The 23899-nt window shown below is 61.7% G+C and carries 21 protein-coding genes; 10 read left to right on the top strand and 11 right to left on the bottom strand.

Translation table 11 applies throughout. The annotated features are described in order from the left end of the window. Window positions 1–2 precede the first annotated feature (2 nt). Entirely contained in the window at window positions 3–2612 is a 2610-nt protein-coding gene (locus tag U1738_RS10080) for an HWE histidine kinase domain-containing protein (protein ID WP_332788927.1), read from the bottom strand. A 490-nt stretch (window positions 2613–3102) separates the two neighbouring features. Between U1738_RS10080 and U1738_RS10075 the strand changes: the two genes are divergently transcribed. The 7 genes from U1738_RS10075 to U1738_RS10045 all read left to right on the top strand — a co-directional run bounded on the left by U1738_RS10075 (window position 3103) and on the right by U1738_RS10045 (window position 8616). Further along, window positions 3103–3342, top strand: a complete 240-nt coding sequence (locus U1738_RS10075) for a DUF6894 family protein (RefSeq protein ID WP_332788926.1) — start codon at window positions 3103–3105, stop codon at window positions 3340–3342. A gap of 232 nt (window positions 3343–3574) precedes the next feature. After that, the gene (locus U1738_RS10070; protein ID WP_332788925.1) at window positions 3575–4126 is read left to right on the top strand and encodes a Crp/Fnr family transcriptional regulator; all 552 of its coding nucleotides are present in this window, start codon (window positions 3575–3577) and stop codon (window positions 4124–4126) included. A 172-nt stretch (window positions 4127–4298) separates the two neighbouring features. After that, window positions 4299–5324: a glycosyltransferase family 2 protein gene (locus U1738_RS10065; RefSeq protein WP_332788924.1), complete on the top strand. Its 1026-nt coding sequence runs from the start codon at window positions 4299–4301 to the stop codon at window positions 5322–5324. Then, window positions 5321–6319: an acyl-CoA dehydrogenase family protein gene (locus U1738_RS10060; RefSeq protein WP_332788923.1), complete on the top strand. Its 999-nt coding sequence runs from the start codon at window positions 5321–5323 to the stop codon at window positions 6317–6319. Before U1738_RS10065 ends, U1738_RS10060 begins: the two co-directional genes overlap by 4 nt. A gap of 20 nt (window positions 6320–6339) precedes the next feature. After that, window positions 6340–6969, top strand: coding sequence for a PIG-L deacetylase family protein (locus U1738_RS10055; RefSeq protein ID WP_332788922.1), 630 nt, complete (start codon window positions 6340–6342; stop codon window positions 6967–6969). Then, complete coding sequence (locus tag U1738_RS10050) at window positions 6966–7541, top strand: class I SAM-dependent methyltransferase (protein ID WP_332788921.1); 576 nt, start codon at window positions 6966–6968, stop codon at window positions 7539–7541. Before U1738_RS10055 ends, U1738_RS10050 begins: the two co-directional genes overlap by 4 nt. Then, window positions 7528–8616: a glycosyltransferase family 4 protein gene (locus U1738_RS10045; protein WP_332788920.1), complete on the top strand. Its 1089-nt coding sequence runs from the start codon at window positions 7528–7530 to the stop codon at window positions 8614–8616. The genes U1738_RS10050 and U1738_RS10045 overlap by 14 nt, the downstream gene beginning before the upstream one ends. On the opposite strand, the gene U1738_RS10040 is transcribed toward U1738_RS10045, so the two are convergent. The 3 genes from U1738_RS10040 to U1738_RS10030 all read right to left on the bottom strand — a co-directional run bounded on the left by U1738_RS10040 (window position 8567) and on the right by U1738_RS10030 (window position 13458). Next, window positions 8567–10084: a hypothetical protein gene (locus U1738_RS10040; RefSeq protein WP_332788919.1), complete on the bottom strand. Its 1518-nt coding sequence runs from the start codon at window positions 10082–10084 to the stop codon at window positions 8567–8569. The two genes, U1738_RS10045 and U1738_RS10040, sit on opposite strands and share 50 nt — an antisense overlap. 11 nt (window positions 10085–10095) lie before the next feature. Continuing rightward, window positions 10096–12330 carry a UDP-galactopyranose mutase gene (gene glf / locus U1738_RS10035; RefSeq protein ID WP_332788918.1) on the bottom strand — a complete coding sequence of 745 codons (2235 nt, stop codon included), beginning with the start codon at window positions 12328–12330 and terminating at the stop codon, window positions 10096–10098. Window positions 12331–12516: 186 nt separating this feature from the next. After that, on the bottom strand, window positions 12517–13458 hold the full coding sequence (locus U1738_RS10030) for an NAD(P)/FAD-dependent oxidoreductase (RefSeq protein ID WP_332788917.1): 942 nt from the start codon (window positions 13456–13458) through the stop codon (window positions 12517–12519). Window positions 13459–13630: 172 nt separating this feature from the next. On the opposite strand from U1738_RS10030, the gene U1738_RS10025 reads away from it, so the two are divergent. The 3 genes from U1738_RS10025 to U1738_RS10015 all read left to right on the top strand — a co-directional run bounded on the left by U1738_RS10025 (window position 13631) and on the right by U1738_RS10015 (window position 15769). Beyond that, window positions 13631–14011: a hypothetical protein gene (locus tag U1738_RS10025; protein ID WP_332788916.1), complete on the top strand. Its 381-nt coding sequence runs from the start codon at window positions 13631–13633 to the stop codon at window positions 14009–14011. Between the two features lie 151 nt (window positions 14012–14162). Further along, a complete protein-coding gene (locus U1738_RS10020) occupies window positions 14163–15350 on the top strand; it encodes a DUF2252 family protein (RefSeq protein WP_332788915.1) in 1188 nt (395 codons plus the stop codon). A 179-nt stretch (window positions 15351–15529) separates the two neighbouring features. After that, entirely contained in the window at window positions 15530–15769 is a 240-nt protein-coding gene (locus U1738_RS10015) for a DUF6894 family protein (RefSeq protein ID WP_332788914.1), read from the top strand. Between the two features lie 2 nt (window positions 15770–15771). On the opposite strand, the gene U1738_RS10010 is transcribed toward U1738_RS10015, so the two are convergent. From U1738_RS10010 to U1738_RS09980, 7 genes are all read right to left on the bottom strand, one after another. Then, window positions 15772–16617, bottom strand: coding sequence for a Crp/Fnr family transcriptional regulator (locus tag U1738_RS10010; RefSeq protein ID WP_332788913.1), 846 nt, complete (start codon window positions 16615–16617; stop codon window positions 15772–15774). 646 nt (window positions 16618–17263) lie between these two features. Beyond that, the gene (locus U1738_RS10005) at window positions 17264–18106 is read right to left on the bottom strand and encodes a type 1 glutamine amidotransferase (protein ID WP_332788912.1); all 843 of its coding nucleotides are present in this window, start codon (window positions 18104–18106) and stop codon (window positions 17264–17266) included. Between the two features lie 64 nt (window positions 18107–18170). Then, window positions 18171–18371, bottom strand: a complete 201-nt coding sequence (locus tag U1738_RS10000) for a helix-hairpin-helix domain-containing protein (RefSeq protein ID WP_332788911.1) — start codon at window positions 18369–18371, stop codon at window positions 18171–18173. After that, window positions 18368–18862: a nucleoside deaminase gene (locus U1738_RS09995; protein ID WP_332789202.1), complete on the bottom strand. Its 495-nt coding sequence runs from the start codon at window positions 18860–18862 to the stop codon at window positions 18368–18370. The genes U1738_RS10000 and U1738_RS09995 overlap by 4 nt, the downstream gene beginning before the upstream one ends. 149 nt (window positions 18863–19011) lie before the next feature. Beyond that, a complete protein-coding gene (locus U1738_RS09990) occupies window positions 19012–21618 on the bottom strand; it encodes an ATP-binding protein (protein ID WP_332788910.1) in 2607 nt (868 codons plus the stop codon). Continuing rightward, window positions 21608–23104 carry an ATPase domain-containing protein gene (locus tag U1738_RS09985; protein WP_332788909.1) on the bottom strand — a complete coding sequence of 499 codons (1497 nt, stop codon included), beginning with the start codon at window positions 23102–23104 and terminating at the stop codon, window positions 21608–21610. The genes U1738_RS09990 and U1738_RS09985 overlap by 11 nt, the downstream gene beginning before the upstream one ends. A 166-nt stretch (window positions 23105–23270) precedes the next feature. Further along, window positions 23271–23627 (bottom strand): DUF2513 domain-containing protein, encoded by a 357-nt coding sequence (locus tag U1738_RS09980; protein WP_332788908.1) that lies wholly within the window; start codon window positions 23625–23627, stop codon window positions 23271–23273. Window positions 23628–23899: the final 272 nt, after the last annotated feature.

Here is a 23899-nt window from a genome sequence, read left to right as displayed (position 1 = left end):
CCTCAACGTCGGCCAGCCAGTGGCCCTGTGGCCTTGATCGCGATCGCAAGAGCAGCGGCGTTGTAGGGTTTGCGAATGACCTCGATCTTTGCGAGCGAGTCCCGAACTTCGGGCGCGTCGCCATAACCAGTCGCGAAGGCAAAAGGAACGTTCCGATCGACCAATCTATGTGCTGCAGCGAGGCTTGTTTCGTCGCCGAGATTGAAGTCGAGGATCGCGAAGTCGATCTGCCGCTCCTCGATTAGGGCAAGCGCAAGATCGACGGTCGCGGCCGTGTATACCTCCTGCGCCCCGAGCTCGCGCAGATTGTCTTCGCAGTCGAGCGCGATGATCATGCTGTCCTCGACCAGCAATACGACGCACCCTTCAAGCGGACGGCCTACCGCATCCACAGCGCGCACCGGCATTTCAATGCGCTCGGCATCCGGTAGGATCTCTCCGACGAAGCGTGCTGGAATGACGAAATCTGCTTCGAAACCCGCACTGGCATAAGAAACGTCGGCCTGTCCGCCAAGATCGTAGGGGATCGACTGTTCGATGATCGTCGAACCGAAGCCCTTGCGCGTGGGCGGGGTAACGGGCGGCCCGTCCGCCTCTCGCCAGCGTATCGCCAGGTTCCCACTGTCATCGATCGACCAATGCAGGCGCACATTTCCACTATCGCTCAAGGCGCCGTATTTGGCAGCGTTCGTGACGAGCTCGTGGACGACCAGGGCTAGCGCCGTGAATGCGGTAGGGTCGATCAGCACGTTCGGTCCGTCGAGCATGATCCGTTCCCGCTTCTCGCCGAGATAGGCATGCGTCTCAGTCAGGATCAAATCTATGAGCCGCGCTGGGCCCCACCGCTCGGCGGTCAGCTGATCGTGGGCGCGCGCCAAGGCCTGGACGCGGTTATCGAGCGTCGTCACGAAGGCATCCGCTGTGAGCGCGCTGTCTCGTGTCTGAGAGATCAGCCCGCGGATCAGGGACAGGATGTTGCGCACGCGGTGGTTGAGTTCCGCGATCAACGTTTCCTGGTGCGCAATCGCATGCGCGCGTTCCCGGCCAGCGGCGTCCAAGAGCTGAAGGACGATCTCCAGCAACGCGACGCGCAGGGTCTCGGCGACCTGCAACTCGGCCGTCGTGAAGGGTAGAGACGTGCCCTCGACCAGCTTGGACCACGCCTCGAAGCTTTTGCGAGGAGTCAGTCGCGGACCGTTGGGACCATATTGTATCTCTTTCTCCGGGTTGCCCGCCCATCGAACGGCGTGCAGCCGCTCAGTGCGAAATAGGACGACATAGTCGCGTGGCGACCGGGAAGTCGGAATGGCGAGCAGGCCGACGGCCTTGTCCGCGAACGCGGTTGCATCGGGCAGATGGCTCGCGATGTTGTCGGTCGCGAATACCTGGCTAGGGGAAAGTCGATTGAGTTGATCGATAACGGCACTGAACTGCGCCTCGTTCGGGGTCAGACCGGTCAGAACGATGTCGCCCTCAATCGAAACACCGATGCCGTCGGCCGGGATGGCGCCGAAGATGACATCACCCAGCCAACCCGCATTCTTCAGTCGCTTTCTGTCTCGCGCGGCGGACGCCGTCAGCTGGTCGGCAACGGCACGAGCCATGCCGGCATATTCCCGCGCGATCTGGCGTTCGCGCCGCTCGAGCATCATCGAAAACATCCTGCCGAACAGCTCGGCGGCGCTGCGATGGGCGAAGCTTGGCAACCGTGGCGCATAGTGGTGGCAAGCAAACAGTCCCCACAACTTGCCATCGACGATGATAGAAATCGACATCGACGCCTGCACGCCCATGTTGAGCAGATATTCGATATGAATCGGCGACACCGCGCGCAGCACCGAAATCGACTGATCGAGCGGTTCGCCTGCAAAATCAAGCACTGGGATGATTGGCACCGGCGTGGACGCGACATCGGCGATGATGCGGAACACGCTGCGCAGATACAGCAAACGCGCCTGCGTCGGAATGTCGGACGCGGGATAGTTCAGGCCGAAAAAGCTGTCGACGCCAGTCCGCAGTGCCTCGGCGACCACCTCCCCGCTACCGACTGCGTCGAAGCGATAGACCATTACCCGGTCGAACCCGGTAAGCGCACGGATCTGACGCGCGCCTTCGCGCAGGAAGGTCTCCATCGCATCGATCTGGTCGAGCCGGACGACCATGGTCCGCACCAGTAGCGCGGCGTCCACACCCGACTCGGAAACAGGCTCCGCCTCGATCACCAGCGATCGACCCGAATAATGAACTGCGACGTCGAACAGCGCACCGTCCGCCATCAGTGGCATGTTAAAGGCGCGCTCGATCGCATCGACGCCGCGCAGCTGGCTGGCGAGGTTACGCAAAGCATGCTCGGCATTGTCGGAGAAGATCGACCGTAGGGGCTTGCCCAGGATGTGGTCGGGCGACAAACCAGAAAAGTCGCCAACGTTTGCGGAGACCCGCGATACCAACCAGTCGGTAGATACGGCCACGAGGAAACCAAATGGTTGTATCAGGCCCGGCACGTGGATCGGCTCGCGATCGCAGTTGGTGAGATCGACCTCGCTCGGATCGGCTTCGATCGTCGGCAATTCAGCATCAAGAGCGTTAAATATCGCTGTTACGTTCGACATGCACATTTCCCGTATCAGCGGGAGCACACGAGAGCGTCTCTCAGTCACCGGATGCCAGAGGCGTATCCATCGGCGATCAGCTTGCCTAAGTGATGTTGGCCACCATAGCGAGCATTTCCGGTCGGTGACGATACGGTGCGGAGTTTCGCGGACGTGCGCGGTGTAGCAAAAGGTGAGCTCCTCCCGACCAGAGCGCGATCGCTCTAACCTCAATGAACTGACTTAAGATCTTCAGGCGAGCTCATGCGCGACGTGTCTCGACGTTTGATGTCGTGAGGCGGTACTCAGTTGCGGCATTATTGGGGTGCCTATGCCAGCGGCAGGCCTGACCCATTTACGGACGTCCGCGAGATGTTTCGGCTCTGCCGACTTCCGCCATTCATTATTCGTACCGTCAAGTCTGCACGTGACGTCCCCCCTCCCTCGTTCGTAATCGTCGTCACCTGGATCAACTAACGCAACTCAAAGGCAGCAATTCTGTTGAAGACCGATGACACATTTCATGTTCCATCTTCACGAATGCGGCGTCGTTACGGAGGATGAGGAAGGGCGTGACCTGCCCGATCTGGAAACGGCGCGCCATCATGCCGAAATCGCTGCTCGGGCGATCATTTGTTCGGAGCTAGAGGATGGGAACATTTGCCTCGGGTGCCATATCGAGATTGAGAATCGCGACAACGGGGAACGGCATATTGTCGCTTTTCGCGATGTAGTGCGAATTGTGGGCTAATAGCTGGCAGTGAGTAGACGTCACGACCCCGGCATCTTAGAATTAGCCCATGGCTGACCCGACCTATGGACTTGCGCTCTGGCTGGATCGCCTTGTGTTACGTTCACGTTTGGGCTCCGAAGAGCGCGCGGCTGTGCTCGGTCTCCCTGGCAAGATCGAATTGATCCGAGCAAACCGTGATTTCGTCCGACTAGGCGAGAAGGTAGACCGCTCCTGCTTAATCCTGTCGGGCATGGCGGGCCGGTTCGGACAGGCGCGGAGCGGCGAACGGTTGACAACTGCGATCCATATTTCCGGTGACATGGCCGATCTGCATTCCGCCGTGCTGCCCACGGCGGCCTCGGCGTTGCAGAGCATGGGCGAGACGGTGATCTACCGCATCCCGCATCGTGCGATCATGGAGGCGTCGGAACGCTATCCGGCGCTGGCCCAGGCGTTCTGGCGGGATTGCACAGTGGACGCCGCGATCCTGTCGCAATGGTCGCTGACCAATGCCCGCCAAACCGCGATTGGGCGGATCGCGCATCTCCTGGCCGAACTGAGCGTGCGCTTCGGTGTCGGGCGCGGCCGCGACGACATGGAGTTCGAATTCCCGCTGACCCAGATCCAGTTCGGCGATGCCACCAATCTGACGGCGGTCCACGTCAACCGCATGCTGCGCCATCTGCGGGAGGCGGGGATCGCGGCGATCAAGGACCGGCGCGTGCGCGTGCTCGACTGGAAACGTCTGTGCGCAGCGGCCGATTTCGATCCGACCTATCTCCACCTGCACCAACCAGACTAGCCGTTCCGCATACTGCACCGGCCAGCAGACGCCGAACACCCGCATTGATCCTTATCTATATAAATCCTGAGTCTTTTCGCCGCCCGTTGCGGTAGGATTGCAGACCGCCATTCGCGGCGGGATGCAAAGACATGGCTTTCAGGCTCGACGATCCTGGCGATGACCGGCCCCCATGCCGCGCCGCGCCGCTTTGATCGGTCGGACGGCCATCTGCGTGCCGGTCCGAGACGAAGCGGCCCTGCTGCCGCGATTTCTGGACGCGCTCGCGGCGCAGGACCGGCAGGATTTCACCCTGTGCATCCTGTTCGACGGCTGTGCCGATGCTAGCTCGGGGATCGTGGCGGCGCGCGCCACGAGTTTGCCCTTTGCGGTCGTCAGCGCGGAGGTCGCGGCCGCCGCTCCGAATGCTGGGCTCGCGCGCCGGCGGGCGATGGATCTCGGGCTTTCGGTGGTGAACGATGACGGCATGATCGTCTCCACCGATGCGGATTCGGTCCCCGCCCGCGATTGGTCGTCCGCGAATGCCGCCGCACTTTCGATCGCGGAGGTGGCCGCGGGCAGGATCGCGCGCGAAGGCGGCCGCGAGAACGCCGTGCAGGATCGCGTCGAGCGCTATTACGACGCCTTGTTCGCACTGCGCCGTGCGATCGATCCCGTCGCCTGGGAGGCACCCGAAACGCACCATTACACGAGCGGCGCGAGCCTGGCGTTTCGCGCGTCAGCCTATCGTGCATTGGGCGGGTTCGAGCCGATATCCTCGGCTGAGGACGCGCGGCTGGTCGATGCGGCACATCGTGCGGGCCTGCGGGTCCGGCGCGACGCTGCCATCCGGGTTGAGACCTCCGCCCGGCGATCGGGCCGCGCAATCGGGGGCCTTGCCGACCATCTGAGCAAAGTTGATTCTGGTGAGACTCCGCCCATGATGGGGCATCCCGAAGACGCGGTTTGGCGGTACGAACGCCATGCCGTTGCGCGGGCTGCATGGCCCGATATCGGCGGTTGGCGTGCTTCATTGGCGGCTGAGTTCGACTGCGATGTCGCGCACATCGATCGGATCGCAGCGGAGGTGCCGAATGCCGAGGCTTTCGCGATGCGCGTCGTGCCAGACCGGCCCGGCGGAGAGCGGACATCGACGCTCGAAGAAGCGGAAGCGGCGCTTGCACGGATAGCCCGCAGCAAGCGGGTCCTAGCCGCGTGACTCTAGACGAAGCCTTGGCGCATCGACCATCCGACCGGCAGGAAATGCGCTCGACCTTGGCCGCGTTGCATGAGCTGTTGCCCGTGCGCGGCGATCCGGAAACGTCGGATGAATTGTTGGCCTTGCTCCGCATGCTCTACCGCGTTGCCCGCCGCGATCTGCCGCTTGCCCGCCTGTTCGAAGGCCATATCGACGCGCGGCAGATCGTCGCACGTTATGCCAGTTCAAAGATTGCGCGCGAGGTCGAAGCCAGCGGCGGCGTATTCGGCGTGTGGAATGCTGCGTTGCCCGGCGAACCGTTGCGGATCGACAAGGAGAGACTGTCCGGCGGAAAGAGCTTCGCGTCCGGCGCGGGCGTGCTCAATTTCGCCCTGGCCGGCGCGGATATGGCGGAGGGCAACCGGCTCGTGCTCATAGACCTCGACACATCGGCACCCGCAATCGACCGCGATTGGTGGAAAGTCGTCGGCATGCAGCGTTCCGAAACACATGTCGTCCGTTGGAACGATGCGCCTGTCACGAGTTTCCACCTCATCGGCGAGCCCGGCGATTATGCGCGCGAGCCGTTCTTCAGCGGAGGGGCATTGCGTTTCGTCGCCTGCCACGCCGGTGGCGTGGCGGCTTTGTTCGATCATGTTCGCGATCATCTCGTCACGATGGACCGCGCGGGCGATCCGCATCAGGCGGGGCGGTTGGCCGAACTCTATGTCGCGACAGCCTCCGCCACCGAAACGGTGCGAACCGCGGCGGAGCAATGGACCACGCCTGCGTTTGTCGAATATGTGGCGGCAGCACGCATCACGGTCGGTGCCTGTGCGGAGCGCGCGCTCATGGTCGCACAGGCGGCGATCGGCGTGCCCGGCCTGTTCGTCGATCATCCTCTGTCTGCCGCGCTGACCGACCTGATGGTCTATCTGCGCCAGCCGATGCCAGACGCCCAGCGCATGCGCGTCGGCAAGGCGGCAGCGGACGGCATTTTGGTGCCGGGCCTGTGAGTCCGCTGTCGCTTGCTGGCGTGCGCAGCGCCGTGATCGTCGCGCCGCATCCCGACGACGAGACGATCGGTGCCTATGGTCTGATCCGCGCCCTCAAGGCCCGATCGGCACGCGTCCGGATCCTTGTCGTCACCGATGGTGCTGGGTCGCATCCGAACAGTGCACGCTGGCCACGCCACCGGTTGATCGCAGAGCGACGGCGCGAGGTATTGGCGGCGATGCGCAATATCGGCGTGCCAGCGCCCGACGTGACGTTTCTTGGCCTGCCGGACGGCGGGCTTTCGGATATGGCAAGCCGGGTAGCTGCGCTCTTGCGGTCGGCGGTGGCGCAAATCGGCGCGTACGACCTGATCGTGCTGCCTGCCCAGGACGACGATCATCCCGATCATCGCGCGATCGCCGTTGCCTTGGCACGATCTCCCGCACGCCGGCTACACTATCTCGTCTGGCCGAACCGGCAGGCAAAATCGCGCCGCGCCAGCCATTATCTCAGGCTTGGCCATCAGGCTGCCGCCAAGCGCGGGGCGATCACGCGCTATCGCACCCAGATGGGCGCGATCACCGACGATCCGCACGGCTTCGCGATCTCTCGCGCCGAACTGGCCGGGTTCGCCCGCCCGGTCGAGCTATTCCGCGAGGTGCGGCGATGAAGCCGATCGACCTGCACGGCTTCGACCGCAAATTCGCGCAGGACGACGATCCCTGGAGCACGTTCAGCAACCTTGACGAGGCGCGCAAGCGCCACGCGATCCTGCACGGCATTGGCCCCGCCCCGGTCGGCCGCGTGCTGGAATTGGCGGCGGGCAACGGCTCCAACAGTGTCGCACTGGCACGCGCGGCGCTGCGGCTCGACGCCACCGAGGGAACGCGCAGCGGCACCGAACTGGTGCGCCGCGCTGTCGGCGAGGATCGCCGGGTCCGTGTCCGACGGCTGGTACTGCCGGGCCGTTTCCCCGGCATAACTTATGACGCGATGGTGGTCGCCGAGCTGCTTTATTACCTGTCCCCGGCGGCAATGGCGAAGGTCGCGCGCGATACCGCTGCCGCACTGCCACGGGGCGGTCGGCTTGTCCTCGCGCACCACCGCGTCGATTACCCCGATTTTGTGCAGCATGCCGATGGCATCCATCGCCGCTTCCTCGCACAGACCAAGGCACGCTGGGCGGTCGCGAACGATGTGCGAACGGGCCGCTGGCAGGTGCAATCCTATGTTCGCGGATGATGCCCGCCCGCTCCGCGTGGCAATGCTGGCGCCGATCGCCTGGCGCACGCCGCCGCATCATTACGGGCCGTGGGAATTGGCCACCAGCCTGCTGACCGAGGCGCTGGTGCGGCGCGGCGTGGATGTGACCTTGTTCGCTACGCTCGACAGTCTGACGAGCGCCACGCTCGCCGGGATCGTGCCCCGGCCATACAATGACGATCCCTCGATCGATGCCAAGCCGTGGGAGATGCGGCACGTCTCTTACCTGATGGAGCGGGCGGCAGAGTTCGACATCATCCACAATCAGGCCGATCTAGTCCCGCTCGCCTTCAGCCGCATGATCGGCACGCCGATCGTGACGACGCTGCACGGCATGCCGTCCGATCGCATCCTGCCGATGCTCGCCGAATATCAGCACGACGTGCATTACGTGGCGATCAGCGATACAGATCGCAGCCCCGATCTGAGCTACGCGGCGACGATCCCGCACGGCATCGATGCGGGCGCTTTCCCATTCGTGTCCGTACCGTCGCGGGATCTGCTATTTTTCGGTCGCATTCATCCGGACAAGGGCACGGCCACAGCGATCCGCGTCGCCAAGGCGGCCGGGCGACGATTGCATATCGCCGGGATCGTGCAGGATCAGGACTATTTCGAAGCCGAGGTCCGTCCTTGGATCGACGGCACGAGCGTCATCTTCTCCGGTGCCCTGGGCGGCGAGGATCGCCTCCGCGCATTAGGCTCGGCGGCGGCGCTGTTGCACCTAATCGATTTCGAGGAGCCGTTCGGCCTTTCGGTAGTCGAGGCTCTAGCCTGCGGGACGCCGGTCGTCACGTTCCGGCGCGGATCGATGCCGGATATCGTGCGGCACGGCGAGACGGGATTCTTGGTCGATACGGTTGAACAGGCCATCGATGCCGTCGCACGGCTTAGCACGATCGATCGCCGCGCGTGTCGCGACGATATCGAACGGCGCTTCTCAGTCGATCGCATGGCCGCACAATATCACGATCTGTATAGGGCAATCCTCGCCGCCCCGCGCTTCACGAAAAGCGTGGTCGCTGAAGCGCCAGTTCTCGCGCCAGCGGCATGAACGGGGCGCGCGTGTCGCCGTCGGGCGGTGTGCGCAGTAGCCCATTCGGGCAATCGCGATCGTCGTCCCAGCCGGGATGGTCGAGGATCGGATACAGGCAGATCCCCGCCACCGGCACGCCCAGATCGATCGCCAGCGCGACCTCGTCGCATATGTGCGCCAGCCAGTCGGACCGCGCTTCGCCCTCGATGCCCGTCTCGGCCACGAAGATCGGCCGGCCATAGCGGGCGTAGGTTTCGGCCAGCATACGGTGGAACGAACGGTATGAGGAATGCCCGCGCGCGATCGGCGGGCCGCCATGGATCCACTGGTTGTTGTGATAGAAATTGACCCCCACGATATCGAGCAGGTCGGCGTGCCCGCCGAGTTGCGGCCAGCTTTTGCCGGCGATCATGTCCCACGCCTGGAACTGCGCCTGCCGATGCCCCTCGGCGGCGGCGACCTGCTCCGGGTGGGCGGGATCGGTAGCGATATGGATCACCGGATCGGCATGGACGAAGCGCGCACTGGGATCGACGCGACGGATCGCCTCCATCGCCGCGATCGCCGCCCGGGCAAGCTGCACCTTCAATTCGAAGCCGCGTCCGTGCGCGAACGGGTTCATATAGCCCGCATCGCCGCCGCCCCAGGACAGGAAGGATATCTCGTTGACCGGCGCATAGAAATGCGGGCCCGGCAGCCGCGCGACGATCACCTGCGCGGCGGCCGCGGCGAAGGCGGCGAAGCGCGCGACGAATTCGGGACGCCAGACATCCACGTCGTCGGGCCAGCCGTAATGAAGCAGATCCCAGATCACCTGCGTGCCGGTCGCCGCCACCCCGGCCAATTGCCGCTCCACGCTCGACCAGTCGTAGACGCCCGGAGAGCATTCGATCAGATGCCAGCGCAGGCCGTCGCGCACCGTCGACAGGCCATGCGCCTGCAACATTGCATAATCCGATGCAGCCAGCACATCGTGACGCGTGGCGGCGATCACGTCGATGCGAGCGCGATCGTGCCCGCGCCGGTGGGTGGAACATTCGAAGCCACCCTGGAAGAAGCTGTCGAACAGGCGCGGCACCTCCGCCGGGATGCGCCGCGTCGCATCGAGCAGATCCGTCGGCGATCCCGCCAACAACGCGTCGAGGTCGATCATCGCCGGGCGCAACTGCAGCCGATTGAGCGCGAGCGGCAGATCGGGCGTCGGCTGGCACGCCACCGCGCAATCGTAACCCGGCAGGATGCCCGCCAGATACGCCACCGTATCGTCGAACGACAGGTGGTAAGGCTGCGTATCGACGCCTACCCCCGCCGCCGTCATCCGGACCAGCGCCTGGTCGGGCTGGCCAGGCAGGTTCAGGCATACGACCGCATCCAGCGCGTAGCGCGCCGGATCCAGCGTCCGCGCCAGCCGCCGCACCTCCCATTCCGCCCGCCCCCCGGCCAGCGACGCGAACACGAACAGGACGCGCAGCGGCCGACCGGCCAAGTCCGGCTGGGTCAGGAGATCGACACCGCAACCGGATCGGGCACACGCATCGGCGCGAGCCGGCGATAGGTGGCCAGCGCCTGCCCCACGACCTGATCCATATTGTAATATTTGTACGTCGCCAGCCGTCCGACGAAGCTGACATCGGGCAAGGCGTCCGCCAGCGCCTCATATTGCTTGTACACCGCCTGATTGTCGGCCCGGGGGATCGGATAATAGGGGTTCCCGGTCGCGCTCGAATATTCGTAGCTGATGCTGGTGCGGGCATGGCTCTGCCCGGTGAGATGCTTGTATTCGGTGATGCGCGTGTGCGCGATATCCTCCGACGGATAGTTCACCACCGCGACCGGCTGAAACTGCGCCATGTCGTGCGTCTCGTGACGGAAATCGAGGCAGCGATAGGGCAAGGCCCCGAAACGATGGTCGAAATATTCGTCCACCGGCCCGGTGAAGATCGTGTGCCCGGCGGTGATGCGCCCGGTGACGTCGCGGAAATCTACGCCGAGTTCGACATCGATCAAATCGTGATCGACCATATTCTCGAACATCCGCGTATAGCCGTCCGCCGGCATCGCCTGAAACGTGTCGAGGAAATAGCGGTCGTCGGTCGAGGTGCGCGTCGGCACGCGCGCGGTGACGGACTTGTCGAGTTCCGACGGGTCCAGACCCCACTGCTTGCGCGTATAGCCGCGAAAGAACGTCTCGTAGAGTTCCTGCCCGACCGCCGCGATCACGACATCTTCCGACGTGCGGATCTCGCGCGGCTCGGCGCGCGCGGCCAGGAATGCGGCGGCCTGCGCATCGTCCTTCAGGTCCAGCCCGTACAGGCCGTTCAGCGTCGTGCGGTTGATCGGGATCGGCAGCAATGCGTCGCGTACCGAGGCCAGCACGCGATGTTCGTACGGCCGCCAGCGCGTGAAGTTCGACAGATAGCGGACGATCTCGTCGCTGTTGGTGTGGAAGATATGCGGGCCGTAGCGGTGCACCAGAATGCCCGCCGCGTCATATTCGTCATAGGCGTTGCCGCCGAGATGATCGCGCCGGTCGATCAGCAGCACGCGCTTGCCCGCGCCCGCCGCCAGCCGTTCGGCGAGCACCGATCCGGCAAAACCCGCGCCGACGACCAGCACATCGTAATCGGGCCGGGCCTCGGACGATCGGATCGCCGGGGCGACGACGCGATCGTTGGCCGGTGCCTTGGGATGCCGCTTCGCCTCGACGGCGGCGAGCACCATCTGCGCCATGCCCTCATAGGTGCGATCCCAGGACATGGTGGCGAGCAGCGCGTCCGCCGCGTCGCGCCAGGCCCCGGTTGCGGGCAGGGCCAGGACGCGATCGCACTCCGCGACGAATGTCGCGGCGGTGGAGGCGATGCCGACGCCTTCCAGCGCACCATATTGCGCGACGACGTCGGTGATCGGCGTGGACACGACCGGGCAGCCGGCGGCGAGATATTCCGGTGTCTTGGTCGGGCTGATGAAGCGGGTCGCCGCGTTGATCGCAAACGGCATCAGCGCGGCATCCCAGCCCGACAGCCACGCGGGCAGTTCGGCATAATCCCGCCCGCCGATCCAGTGGACGTTGGAGCGCCGGGGCAGGCTTTCCGGCGCGATCTTCGCCACGGGGCCGACCATCACCAGCGACCAATCCGGCCGCGCGGCGGCGACGGCATCGATCAGCGCGAGATCGATCCGCTCGTCGATCACGCCGTAGAAACCGAGGATCGGTCCGGTCACGCCGGCCTGCCCGGCAGGTTCGGCGATCTCGCCACGTGCCGCCGCGAAATGGGCGATGTCTACCGCAGAGGGGAAGGCGCGGATGTTAGCGTGACGCGATTTCTTGGCTTCGAACAGGCTCTGACCACCGGTGAACATCACGTCCGCGCGCGCGATCAACGCCGTCTCGCGCGCCAGGATGTCCGGATCGGCAAATTTGAACGCCGAAAGCTCGTCCATGCAATCATAGACGGTGGCCGCCGCATCGATATGCGCGGCGAAGGCGAACATCATCGGCGTATAGAACCACAGGATCGGCGGTGCGGAGATGCTCGTCGCGACGAACATGTCGAGCAGCACCTTCAGCCCAGTCTGCCGTTCCGCCTCGCTCCAGCCGTGCGGCAGGCGCGGGCGCAGAGCGACGACGTTATCGGCCGGGAACGGATGATATTCGAGATAGGGCAGCGGGTGATCGCACGGGATCGGCTCCTCCCACACATACACCCTCCGCTCGCGCGCGAACCGACGCATCAGATGCTGCGGCCGCTGGATGACGAAATCCCAACGCAGATGTGAAAAGCAGATCAGCGGCGACGAATCTGATAGAATTGAGGACGAGCCAATCTGCACGCGGGTTTCCCTGTTTCGGCCCCCGCCAGAAGACTGCGATAGATTGCGCGCCGGTGCAGCGCATTGATATCGATCACCGCAATATTTTTAATTTTTACCATGATTTATCGCCGGCGGGACGAGCATGCCCTTCGCCGCCAGATCGTTGCGGATGGCGGTCGCGGCGACGCCAGCCTCGCCCATTGCGTGGCTGATCTGGTCGAGCCCCTTGGAAACGTCGCCGGCGGCATAGAGTCCGTTCACGCTCGTGCGTTGATGCTCGTCCACCACCAGGCAGCCTTCGTCGCTGGCTTCGGCGCCCAGGTCGATCGCCAGCCCCGATCGGATGACCGAACCGAGCGCGGGATAGACGGTGTCGAAGCGCAGCGCTCCACCGGCCGTGGGCACCACGATCCGCTCGTTCTCGATGCGCAGTTCATCGCACGGTCCATCGACCAGAGCGACACCCAGATCGGCCAGCGATCGGCGTTGCTCGTCCGAAAGCTCATGCACCGCATCCGGCGCGATCAGTGTCACGGCGGCAGTGTACATGCGCAGGAACACCGCCTCGTTATAGCCGTGCGTGCCCGTACCGATCACGCCGACCTGCTGCCCCATCACCTCATACCCATCGCAGATCGGACAATATCGGATCAGCCCCTTCTCCACCGCACGGTCATGTTCCGTATCGCCGATGCGAGGGCGATTGTTCACGACGCCGGTCGCCAGGAGGATCGTGCGCGTCCTCCATGACCCGGCGTCGCTTTCGACCGTGAAGCCGTCATCCGGCCCGTGTCTTATTGCTCGAACCAGAGCTTCGGTAACCTGGACATGGAATTCGGCCGCCTGCTCGCGCATCCGTGCCAGCAGATCCTTGCCCGATATGCCGCCGGGATAACCGGCATGATTGCGTGTACGCGGGATCGTCGCGCACCGGCTCGCGCCACTGTCGATCACCGCGATCGCCAGATTGAAGCGAGCCAGATAGATCGCCGCCGTGAGGCCCGACGGCCCGCCGCCAATGATGACGCAATCCAGAAGCTTGTCCATGACTGCACATCGCCTCGCGCGCCGCTTCGTTCCGGGGATTTTCGCTGACCAAAATCAATGATCCAGCTTAATATTGATCGAAGGCAATAGGATAAGAGAACTTCTAAAGGACACTAATTTCGTATCGTCGCGTTGACGCTCGCCAGATCATTGGCTTTCCGGAGAGATATCGATGGCTGTTAAATTTGCAGGAACGATGAACGCGATCAATCGCGGATTAGACAGCACCAAACCGGCCAAAGGCGCGGATATTGTGGAAGATTGGGAAGCGGCACTGGCCGAAGTGGATGTACCCGGTGCCAAGGGTATCCTGCGTGATCTCGCATCGTTGCGGAAGCAGCTGGAGAAAGATGCCCCGGATGGTGACCGCGTGCATGCCCTGCTGCACCGATTGGGGGCGGCGACCACCAAGATCGCCGACAAGGCCGACAAGTCGCAGGACAAGATCAAGGCCTTGGGCGAGGCACTGACCGAAGCCGGCGAGGATTCGCCGGACGAGGAGGAAGATGTCGCCGCCGCCGCCAGCCCCAAGCGTGCGCGTAAGAAAGGCTGATACAAAACGGGCCGGCATTGCCGGCCCGTTTCTTTTGTTAGCAATCGGATCAGCTGTCGGCGTTGCCATACTCGGTGGCCTTGCAGTGCCGACGATGCTCGTCATCGGACAGGCCGAAATCCTTCGACTTCCCCGCTTCGAAAGTCAGCCCATGGCCGTAGCTCCCGACGAACGCTCGGCCGTGCTGGCGCGAACTCGCGCGCTGAAGATGGCGCGGTCGGTTCATGCTTATGTGCGCGGCAATACGGCGCAGTTCTATGAGTGGCTCGAAGCGTCTCCTATCGCCGCCAGCATTCCCAAGGGCCCGGCAGTTTGGATTTGCGGCGATTGTCACCTCGGCAATCTGGGACCGGTGGCCGATGCCGATCACCGCGTCGATATCCAGATCCGCGATCTCGACCAGACCGTGATCGCCAACCCTGCTTACGACCTTATCCGCCTTGGCCTGTCGCTCGAAACCGCGGCGCGCAGCTCCGATCTGCCGGGCGTGACGACCGCTCAGATGATCGAGGCGATGATCGATGGATATATCCGGGCGCTCACCCCGACCATCGACGACGATCCGCGCGAGCCCGATGTCGTACGGTCGGTGAGGCGTGAGGCAATCGGCCGGCGGTGGCGGCATCTGGCGAAGGATCGTCTCGAAGATGTCGCGCCGAACATCCCGCACAACAAGCGTTTCTGGAAGCTCGCGCGCGCCGAAAAGGATGCGGTCGTCGCCCTGTTCGCCGATGAACTGGTCCGCGCACGGAGCCTGGAGCTGGCCGGCGCGGCAGACGACGGCAGCCTTCGGGTGATCGACGCGGCGTATTGGCGGAAGGGGTGCAGTTCGCTCGGGCGACTGCGGTTCGCGGTTCTCATCGGCATCTCGAACGGAAAGGCGAAGGATGAACGCCTGGCGCTGGTCGACACCAAGGAAGCAATCCCCTCGGTCGTACCGATCGCCGCCAGGACGGAAATGCCGCAAGACCCGGCCGAGCGTGTGCTTACCGGTGCCAAGGCCCTGTCGCCCAACCTCGGCGACCGGATGATCGCCGCGCGGCTGCTGGGCAAGCCCGTCGTGCTACGCGAACTGGCGCCGCAGGATCTCAAGATCGAGGTCGATCAGTTCAGTCGCAAGGAAGCGATCGCCGCCGCGTCCTATCTATCGTTCGTCGTCGGCGAGGCGCACGCCCGACAATTGAGCGACAAGGCCAGATTGGCATGGCGCGACAAGCTGATGGCGCGCGACGGCGAACTCGATGCGCCATCATGGCTGTGGCAGGCGATCGTTGCCATGGCCGGGGCTCATGAGGTCGGATATCTTGAACATTGTCGACGCTTCGCTTTGAATGGATAAAGCCATCGTATTACGCAGGGTAATTATTGCGCGCAAAAAAATTAGGTTTGCGCTAAGCTGATTAAGGTTGTGGTCTCGCAGCGCAGAATATGATATCAGAAGCCTGTCGCTGACCGTGTTTCTGGCTAACAGCGCTTGCGAGACTTGATTGTGCTCACGCCGAATAGCGTGGAGCCTTTATGTCGATATATTATTTTGAGGTTGCAGATCGTTTTCCGGTAATTGATGCGGACGGTATCGAGTTGGAGACGGTGGATCTCGCTCGTGAGCATGCACTGCACTTCGCGAGTCGTGTATTAGGCGACGAAAGTTCAGATTTTTGGGATACCAAAAATTGGGTGCTCACCGTTCACGACGAGCACCGGCTCGCGCTTTTTAGCGTCACGTTTGCGGCAGAAAATCTGCAACCTGCGTTTTGACGTCATTTTGGCTGTCGCAAGTGAAGGTAGCGAGGATTGAAGTCGCTTGCCTTCGCCAGTGCGCCAATATCAGGCACATCCAAATTTCCATCCTTAATTACGACAAGGCCCCGCTCGCGTAGCTCACGAAGCATCCTGTTGACGTGAACCGGAGTCAGGCCTGTCGCATCCGCAATAAATTCTTGTGTGAGAGGGAAGCCAAACTCTACCTTGCCGGCCAGTCCAACCAGATTCATTCTGGCATGAAGTTCGCACAGCAGCTGCCCAACCATAACCACAGCGCTTTGCCGACCAGCGTTGACGAGCCATTGACGAAGGATGGATTCGTCGATGAGCGCCGATCTCCAAAAAGCTTTGGTCAACGCTGGAGTCGACCGCGTAAGTTCGTCGATCTGGTCAGGATCCACGAAAGCAACAGCGCAATCCGTGATAGCAAGAATGCTGTGATCCATTACCGCCATAGTGGTGATGTGAATGTCGCAAAAATCACCAGGCAACAGAAAAGCTGTTATTCTCCGCGAGCCGTTCGCCAAGATCGAATATCGCGCAGCCCATCCCTCGAGTATGAGATGCACCCGATCAGGCACGGTTCCTTCTTTGGCAATGTCGCGTCGGCGGGGGATGTCGCGAACATCTCCGCACAGTGCCACCACGGCAGACCGCTCTTCGGCAGACAAGGAAGCCACCGTTTCCAATTTTCGGATCAGCGGTTCAAAGCGCAAGACGAGTTCCAGAATTGTTTCGATTGCGGAATATCGATCGAATATGCTTTTGCGAATAAACTGGATCAAGGAACGATTGCGCAGTCTAAAATCTCTGCGCTTTCGGCTGTTCGACCATATGGTCACGCGGAGCGGCACCGTCGCGAACCGCTACCTCAGACCGCCGCTAGCTAAGTTGTGCAATAGCCCGCAGCGATCAATCGTGTCAGATCGGACTCGCCCGTGGAAGAGGATCCAAATCGACCCAGCTTTAAAGGCGCATGACCTTTTTGGGCTCTTCGCCACGTGATCGCCGCTCATATTCCTCGGCCATCTCGCGGTGAATACGACCAATCGCTTTGTCAGTAGCGGCCGCCTCTTTTTCACGACATTCTTAAGAACGTCGGGCAAAATAGGCACGATCTTGATCGTCAAACATCGCCGTCGCCATCATTGTTTCGGTCCCGGTTCGATACGAATTTGATAGCCGATTTGTCAACGTTTGCGGGTGCTCCGCGTTGTGCCCGGAGTTGAGTGACCACTGCATGGACAGCCTTAATTTTGATAACTTTAGCTGGAAAGCCGGAGCGCGCGAGCGGTCGCGCAATCACAGAAGACTCTGTCGTCTGCACGTCCCATCGACTCCCAGCCGCGCCAGCCCAGACACGCTTGCCCGCTCGCTTGAAGCCTTTGGAAGAAATGCGCTCATCGTGCTTCCGCCTGAAGATGTTTGCTTGCAGTTGGGCGATCATAGTGGTGGGACTGGATTGCGACACTACTCGGCTGCTGGGGCTCAGCTGCTGGGGCGCCGATCTAATACTGGCAGTGCCGCAAGGAAATTGATGATTTCTCGGCGGCGGCGTTCTTCGTCAGCGAACTCCCCGTCGACACCGAGCAGCCAGCGTAACGCCCGTTCGTCGGGATTTCGGTGGAGCGCCTCTATCTGGTCTGCCCGCGTGTCGACGTCGCGCCTGTTTTCGGCGAGCCCGGCTGCCACGAGATCATCGGCCTGACGTCGAAGGGCAACGGCGATCTCGCCGAGCGCAAGCTCGGGATGGTATTGTACGCCCCAGAAGACGCCTCGATCGTAACGTATCTCGATCGCTTGGACACGCGTCACCGGGTTGGTGGCTAGAAGCGTAGCACCTTCAGGCAACTCTTCGACCTCATCACCGTGGATCGCAGGTGCGTCCCAAGTATCCGGTCGGTCAGCGAGTAGCGGATGGTTCCGCCCCGCCTCGGTGGCCACGATCCGCCGCGAAATACCGGCCTCCATACGATCGGGCATCTTGCGAACGCGCCCGCCCGCCGCCGCCACGGCAATCTGCAGACCGGCGCATGAGCCAAACGAAGGCGTGCCCGACGCGAATACCGCACGCATAAAGGCGAGCTGTCGCTGGACCTCGAGGGTGTCCTCGTAAACGTGTAACGGCGATCCGGTGAGAAAAACCGCATCGTACCGAGCAAGGTCTTCGGGCAGATAGGCGGGCGCTTCGTCATCAGCAGGCTGGATGATGTCGATGGCGCAATTCGGCGAAAGTTGTCGCAGCGTCGCCGCGTAGGTTTCACCCGAACTTTTACCCGCATGCGCACGACGCGCTTTTCGCTCGGACGGCGTCTCACTTTCGGCGATCATAAAGTTTGGCAGGATCTGTCTCGATCGAAAATGAAAATTATTGAGAGGCCGACAAATGGTGTGGTCAGCTCGCACTAACTCGGAGCACGGCATCAAGGTTGTCGGCCTTTCCAGTTAGACCGGGCACCTCGTCGAGCTGACGCAGCGCGGTGAAGCCGCCTCTTTCCTCACGATAGCGTACGATTTCGTAGCCGTGCCCCTTCAGCGCCGGCACCGCATCCAACTCGGCTGCCGACGCAGTGTTGATGTCGATCTTGTCGCTCACAAATTGGCCTGCTCTTCTACTGGAAGATCAGCGTCGGGGCCATAATAGAGCTCCGCGCATTCGCCGCCCAGGCATCCGCCCTCGATCTCGATATCGTCGCGATAAGCGTCGCCAATGAATTTCAGCGTATCGACGTGGCGGGCCTCGAAATACATCGGATGCACGTCGCTGCGACCGGCACCATAAACGACACGCCCAACCTTCGACCAGATCGACGCCATCGTGCACATGCCACACGGTTGAAGAGTGGAATAGAGCGTGGCGCCGCGTAGCTCTAGCTCGCCGGTTTGCTCGCACGCTCGGCGGATTGCCATCATCTCGGCATGCGCGGTGGCGTCGGGAAGTTCTTGCGTCTGGTTACGTTCCGCCGCAATCACCTTACCGTCGAGCACGATGACACATCCCAAGGGTGACGTGGAGGGATCGGACCCCTTCGAACGCGCGACGTCAATCGCCTTGCGCATCCACTTCTCGTCCGTTTTATTCGGCATCGTATTCACCTCGTACGTGCTCGCGATCGCGACAAGAACCGCGATCACTGCTCAGCGTTCGCATTAGCGCTGGACCACCGGAATGGTTGCTTCGTCGAGTCGGCGGGGGCGAAAACAATTTGCGCAGACCGCACCCTTTTTGACGGATATCAGGCCATCATCTCGTCAATTTTCGCTGCCAGTGCATCAAGCGCGAATGGCTTTGTGATCATGCTCATGTTCGTGCCCAAAAAACCCGCACGAATGGCAGCATTTTCCGCGTAACCGGTCACGAACAGAATCGGCAAGTTTGGTCGATGCTCGCGCGCGACGTCGGCTAACTGGCGGCCGTTCATGCCAGGTAAGCCGACATCCAAGACCATCAGGTCGATCGATCGCGAAGATCTGAGGATCGGGATAGCTTGGGCAGCATCACCGGCTTCGATAGGGTTATAACCAAGCTCTTGGAGGACATCGCGGACCAACAGCCGCACCGACGCGTCGTCCTCGACCACCAAAACAGTCTGGCCTTGTCCTTCCGCAACGACGACTGCTGCATCCATCTTGCTCTCAGCCGCGCGGTCGGTCGCAGGCAGATAAAGCTTGACCGATGTGCCCTCGCCGGGCCGACTGTGGATGCGAACCTGACCGCCTGACTGGCGAGCGAAGCCATAGACCATTGACAGGCCCAGGCCCGTGCCCTCGCCGATCGGCTTGGTCGTAAAGAACGGCTCGAAGACTTTGTCGATGATTTCCGGTGGCATTCCGACGCCGGTGTCCGAGACGGCAATCACCACGTATCTGCCCGCCGCGATGTCTGGCTTTGCGGCGGCGTATGCCTCGTCAAGTTCGACAATATTTATCTCGACGGTCAGCAATCCGCCTTCCGGCATGGCATCGCGGGCATTGATCGCCAGATTAAGCAAGGCGTTTTCAAGCTGATTGGGATCTGCGACAGCATGAGGCGAACCGGCGCCCGGTATGATCTTGAGCGCGATATTCTCGCTGGTCGTCCGGGTAAGCAGCTCCTCGATTGATGCGGTGAGCGCGTTCACATCGAGCGGACGCGCGTCGAGCGATTGACGGCGCGAAAACGCAAGCAGACGCGCGGTTAACGAGGCGGCCCGTTGGGCAGAGGTCGAAGCAGCGTCCATGAACCGATCAAGGTCATCGAGGCGTCCGGACGCGATCCTTCGTTTCAGGATATCGAGGCCGCCGATTACCCCCGTCAGCATATTGTTAAAGTCGTGAGCGATGCCCCCGGTAAGCTGGCCCACTGCCTCCATCTTTTGGCTTTGCCGAAGCGCCTCCTCAGCCTTCGCTAGATTGGCCATCTCGGTCTCGAGTGCCGCGGTCCGCTCGGCGACCTTTTGCTCGAGCGTCAAATTCAGGCGTTGCGCTGTTTCGATTAGCCGGGCGTTGTCGATTGCTATGGCGGCCTGGGCCGCCAGACCAAGCGCAAGACGCTCGGCTCGAGCATCGAACTTGTCGGGCGCGGCATGGCCGAAAAACAGCCCACCGATTACGTCACTCGAACGCGACACCACAGGGACTGCGAGATAGCTTACGACCGCCAGATGCCCGTTGGGCATTCCATGATAGGTATCGCTGAGGCCATATCGCGGATCGTGCGTGATGTCGCTGGAGCGGACAATACTTTCGCCTTCAAAAGTCGGCGAAAATATCGCTGTGTTACGTGGCATGGGAAAGCCGTCGAACGCATCCATGCTTACGCCCGACAAGCTGTAAAGCATGTAGCTTTCTCCGGTCTCATCAGAGCGATTATAGAAGAACGCGGCAGTCTCAGCGCCAGTCAGCTCGCGGCCAGCATCGACCACAGATTGAACGAGCTTGTCCAGGTCGAGTTCGGCGGCAACGCGTTCGCCGGTTTGGTTTAAAATTTCCAACGCCGTGCTTTCCTCACGAAGCGCAGCTTCCGAGGCAGCAAGGGCGGCCTCGGCACACTTTCGTTCGGAGATATCGATAACCGTCCCGATGAAGCGGCTGGCCCGGGCGCCTTCAAAAATAGCACCACCACGCGCCGATACCCAGCGTACGACGCCGTCCTCGATCCCGATAGTGCGATACTCAATATCATAATGGCCATCGCCAGCTGGGTCGAGCGCTTCGCCAACGGCTTCGTCAGTTCGCTGGCGATCCTCAGGATGGAGCCCGGCCAGGAAGCTGCCCTCGAAGCTGACATCTGCGTCGGGCGCTAGCCCAAACATCGCTTTGCATCGCTCGTCCCATTGAAGAACGTTTAAAAGTGGATCGTAATCCCACGTTCCGATGTTGGCCGCTCGGGTAGCCAGCCGAAGCCTGCTTTCGCTCGCGGCCAACTCAGCGATACGGTCGCGCATCTCGAATTGCTTTTGACGCGCTCGCAGCGCGGATGCGACCGCACTGACGAGCGATGCGACGCCGAGCGGCCGCTCCAGAACCACGGTGTTGGTCGCGAGCTCGGGAAGCCTCGTCGAGGTTCGCGTCGGTGCGCGTGAAGAGCGCTGCGCCTTCAACAAAACGATCGGGATATCCGACCAGGTCGGCTGCGTCGACAGCGCTTCGCGCAGCCGCGTCAGGTCACCGGTGAGCGCCTCCTCGGTGATAAGTATCGTGCCGATATGTTCGCCGAGTGCGTCGGCTATTGCCGCAATGTCGGCGCAGACGCCTACATCGTAATTCGAATCCCTGAGGAGCTTAGTGACGCTCTCGGCGTCGCGTCCGAACGGTGCGCACAGAAGAACACAATGACCTTCAACCCCGGCATCAGAGCTCACTGGCACGGTCTTCCATTAGTGGCGTGGCTGCACCGGTATATTCGGGCGTCCCTGTCAGAACACCCTTAAAAGCAGTAAGCGGTTCGCCGACCCGGATTCCGCCGCCGTCGATACGGAACTCGCGGATGGCGTCCTCATGCATGCCGCCCCGATTCTTGATGACCGAGATCGCCTTGCGAATGCGCCCGCCTGCCTCAAAAAAGCGCAACAGAACAACGGCGTCCGCGACATAGGAGATGTTGAGGCTGCTCGTCATACTGCCGACCAATCCGTGCTGCGGGTTGATCAGGAACGTCACGACACCCTGTTGGCCGAGATAGGAAAGAAGCTCATGCATCTGCAGGATCAGTTGCTGCTCCTGCGGCATCGCCGCCAGATATCCGTTAAGGCTATCGATGACGATCATGCGCGTGTGACGGCCTTCGACCTCTGATCGCACGCGCGATGCGAATTCTCCTGGAGAGATCTCTGCCGGGTCAATCTGCTGGATCACGAGCGTTCCGGAATCTACATGGCGCTTGAGATCCAGATTGAAGGCCCTGGCCCGCGTCATCAAGGTGCCGATCCGCTCATCGAATTCGAAGATCGTACAAGGCTCTCCGCGCTCACAGGCCGCATATAGATACTGGATCGCGACCGTGGTTTTTCCTGAACCAGCAGGACCGGTGATCAGCACGCTTGTCCCGCGCAGAGGCCCGCCGAAAAGCAAATTATCCAGCTCAGCTACGCCGCTTTCTACAGTCTCCTCGAGGAACTCGATATGGTGCTCTGCGGCTATCAGCCGGGGAAAGATATCGACCCCGCCCTTGCGGATAATCAGGTCGTGATAACCAGCAGTGAAGTCGACGCCGCGCAGCTTTTGCACCTGCATCCGGCGCCGAGCGGCGCCAAAATCTAGCGTCAGACGTTCGAGCGTCATCACACCGTGACAAAGGCTATGGAGATGGGCGTCGCTTGCGTCACCCGAGCCGGTCATATCATCGACGAGCAAAACGGTAGAATCGCGGCCTGCAAAAAACTGCTTCAACCCGAGGACCTGACGGCGGTAGCGCAGCGGATCCTGGGCAAGCAGCCGCATCTCCGAGAGACTGTCAAATACGACGCGAGTGGGCTTCACCCTTTCGACTTCATCCCTGATCAAGCCAATAGTCTCACCGAGCTCCATCTCCCATGGATGAATAACGGACTGCTCTCGCGCGCCATCGAACACCCCATCGGTTGAATCGAGTTCGAAGACATCGAACCCATCGAGCGTCCACCCGTGAGAAGCGGCGACGGCGCTCAGTTCCTCGCGGGTCTCGGAGAGCGTTATGTAGAGGACAGGCTCGCCAAGCCGCACGCCTTCTCGCAGGAATTCCAAGGCGAGGGTCGTTTTTCCCGATCCGGGGGCGCCCTCTACCAGATATAATCGGCTAGCAGGCAAGCCGCCTTTTAAAATTACATCCAAGCCTGGATTGCCAGACGAAATTGTTCGAAGTTCACTCATAATTTCACCTGGCCCTCTCGATGGCCAAGCTTAGCGAGTTTGGTACAGTCCCGATATGGAAGCGACGAAATCTTGGTGGCTACGGCGACCCTGTATACGTCCGAATGCGCGGATCGCAAATGCCCGTTGAGGACGAGATCGTGCACTTACTTTATCCACCTAGCTCCTAGCCGACCGGAAGCCCAAGCTGGACGGCCTTCGCCTTAGCGTACCCCACGGCCAGCTCGCCCAGCAGCTTCATGCTCCACGAGCCCACCCTTCCAGCTCCCTCCTTAGTCTGGCGCCAAATCTCGGGATCGCGCACGCTGTCCAGGAATTCGTGTCCTGCCCAGGACAAGCGGTAGACGCTTCGCTGTGAGCTTTCGAGAAAGCCGGCGGAGTATAGCATTAGGATGTAATCGACAGTTTCTTGCCCGTCCTCCGTGCCGCCCAGTGTCGACGTGTCGATAGTCATCAAGAAGGGTCCGCAGTTCGCCTCGAGCGCAAGCAGGACGCCGCGTACCTTATCCATGTCCCGCTTCATGTTTACTCCTCGCAGAGAGCGTCCGAACAACCGCCATGGGTGGGAATAGGCGCAAGTCATTCGAAAATGACGGTTCAAACCATAGCTAGTATAGACGGCTAAACGAACGGCAGATTATCGCAACTGCCACCCAAAAGCGGACTTGCCGCTTTCCACGGTGGGTTCAACCGATCGTCGCAACGCTCTGTGCGAACATTTCAGCTGGCGTTTGGTACATCAAGGTTTTTCTCGGCCGCTCGTTGAGCTGTCGGGCGATGGCGCTGAGCTGGGCC

Origin of the sequence: Parasphingomonas caseinilytica, assembly GCF_036663755.1 — a bacterium.
In the GTDB taxonomy this organism is placed as follows: domain Bacteria; phylum Pseudomonadota; class Alphaproteobacteria; order Sphingomonadales; family Sphingomonadaceae; genus Sphingomonas.
This window is presented reverse-complemented; position numbering and strand designations above follow the sequence as displayed.

What these genes read in the sequence shown, in the direction of transcription:
- U1738_RS10080 (WP_332788927.1), bottom strand. Translation starts at nt 2,612, where the DNA reads ATGTCGAACGTAACAGCGATATTTAACGCTCTTGATGCTGAATTGCCG.
- U1738_RS10075 (WP_332788926.1), top strand. Translation starts at nt 3,103, where the DNA reads ATGACACATTTCATGTTCCATCTTCACGAATGCGGCGTCGTTACGGAG.
- U1738_RS10070 (WP_332788925.1), top strand. Translation starts at nt 3,575, where the DNA reads ATGGCGGGCCGGTTCGGACAGGCGCGGAGCGGCGAACGGTTGACAACT.
- U1738_RS10065 (WP_332788924.1), top strand. Translation starts at nt 4,299, where the DNA reads ATGCCGCGCCGCGCCGCTTTGATCGGTCGGACGGCCATCTGCGTGCCG.
- U1738_RS10050 (WP_332788921.1), top strand. Translation starts at nt 6,966, where the DNA reads ATGAAGCCGATCGACCTGCACGGCTTCGACCGCAAATTCGCGCAGGAC.
- U1738_RS10045 (WP_332788920.1), top strand. Translation starts at nt 7,528, where the DNA reads ATGTTCGCGGATGATGCCCGCCCGCTCCGCGTGGCAATGCTGGCGCCG.
- glf (WP_332788918.1), bottom strand. Translation starts at nt 12,330, where the DNA reads ATGCGTCGGTTCGCGCGCGAGCGGAGGGTGTATGTGTGGGAGGAGCCG.
- U1738_RS10030 (WP_332788917.1), bottom strand. Translation starts at nt 13,458, where the DNA reads ATGGACAAGCTTCTGGATTGCGTCATCATTGGCGGCGGGCCGTCGGGC.
- U1738_RS10025 (WP_332788916.1), top strand. Translation starts at nt 13,631, where the DNA reads ATGGCTGTTAAATTTGCAGGAACGATGAACGCGATCAATCGCGGATTA.
- U1738_RS10020 (WP_332788915.1), top strand. Translation starts at nt 14,163, where the DNA reads ATGGCCGTAGCTCCCGACGAACGCTCGGCCGTGCTGGCGCGAACTCGC.
- U1738_RS10015 (WP_332788914.1), top strand. Translation starts at nt 15,530, where the DNA reads ATGTCGATATATTATTTTGAGGTTGCAGATCGTTTTCCGGTAATTGAT.
- U1738_RS10005 (WP_332788912.1), bottom strand. Translation starts at nt 18,106, where the DNA reads ATGATCGCCGAAAGTGAGACGCCGTCCGAGCGAAAAGCGCGTCGTGCG.
- U1738_RS09995 (WP_332789202.1), bottom strand. Translation starts at nt 18,862, where the DNA reads ATGCCGAATAAAACGGACGAGAAGTGGATGCGCAAGGCGATTGACGTC.
- U1738_RS09985 (WP_332788909.1), bottom strand. Translation starts at nt 23,104, where the DNA reads ATGAGTGAACTTCGAACAATTTCGTCTGGCAATCCAGGCTTGGATGTA.
- U1738_RS09980 (WP_332788908.1), bottom strand. Translation starts at nt 23,627, where the DNA reads ATGAAGCGGGACATGGATAAGGTACGCGGCGTCCTGCTTGCGCTCGAG.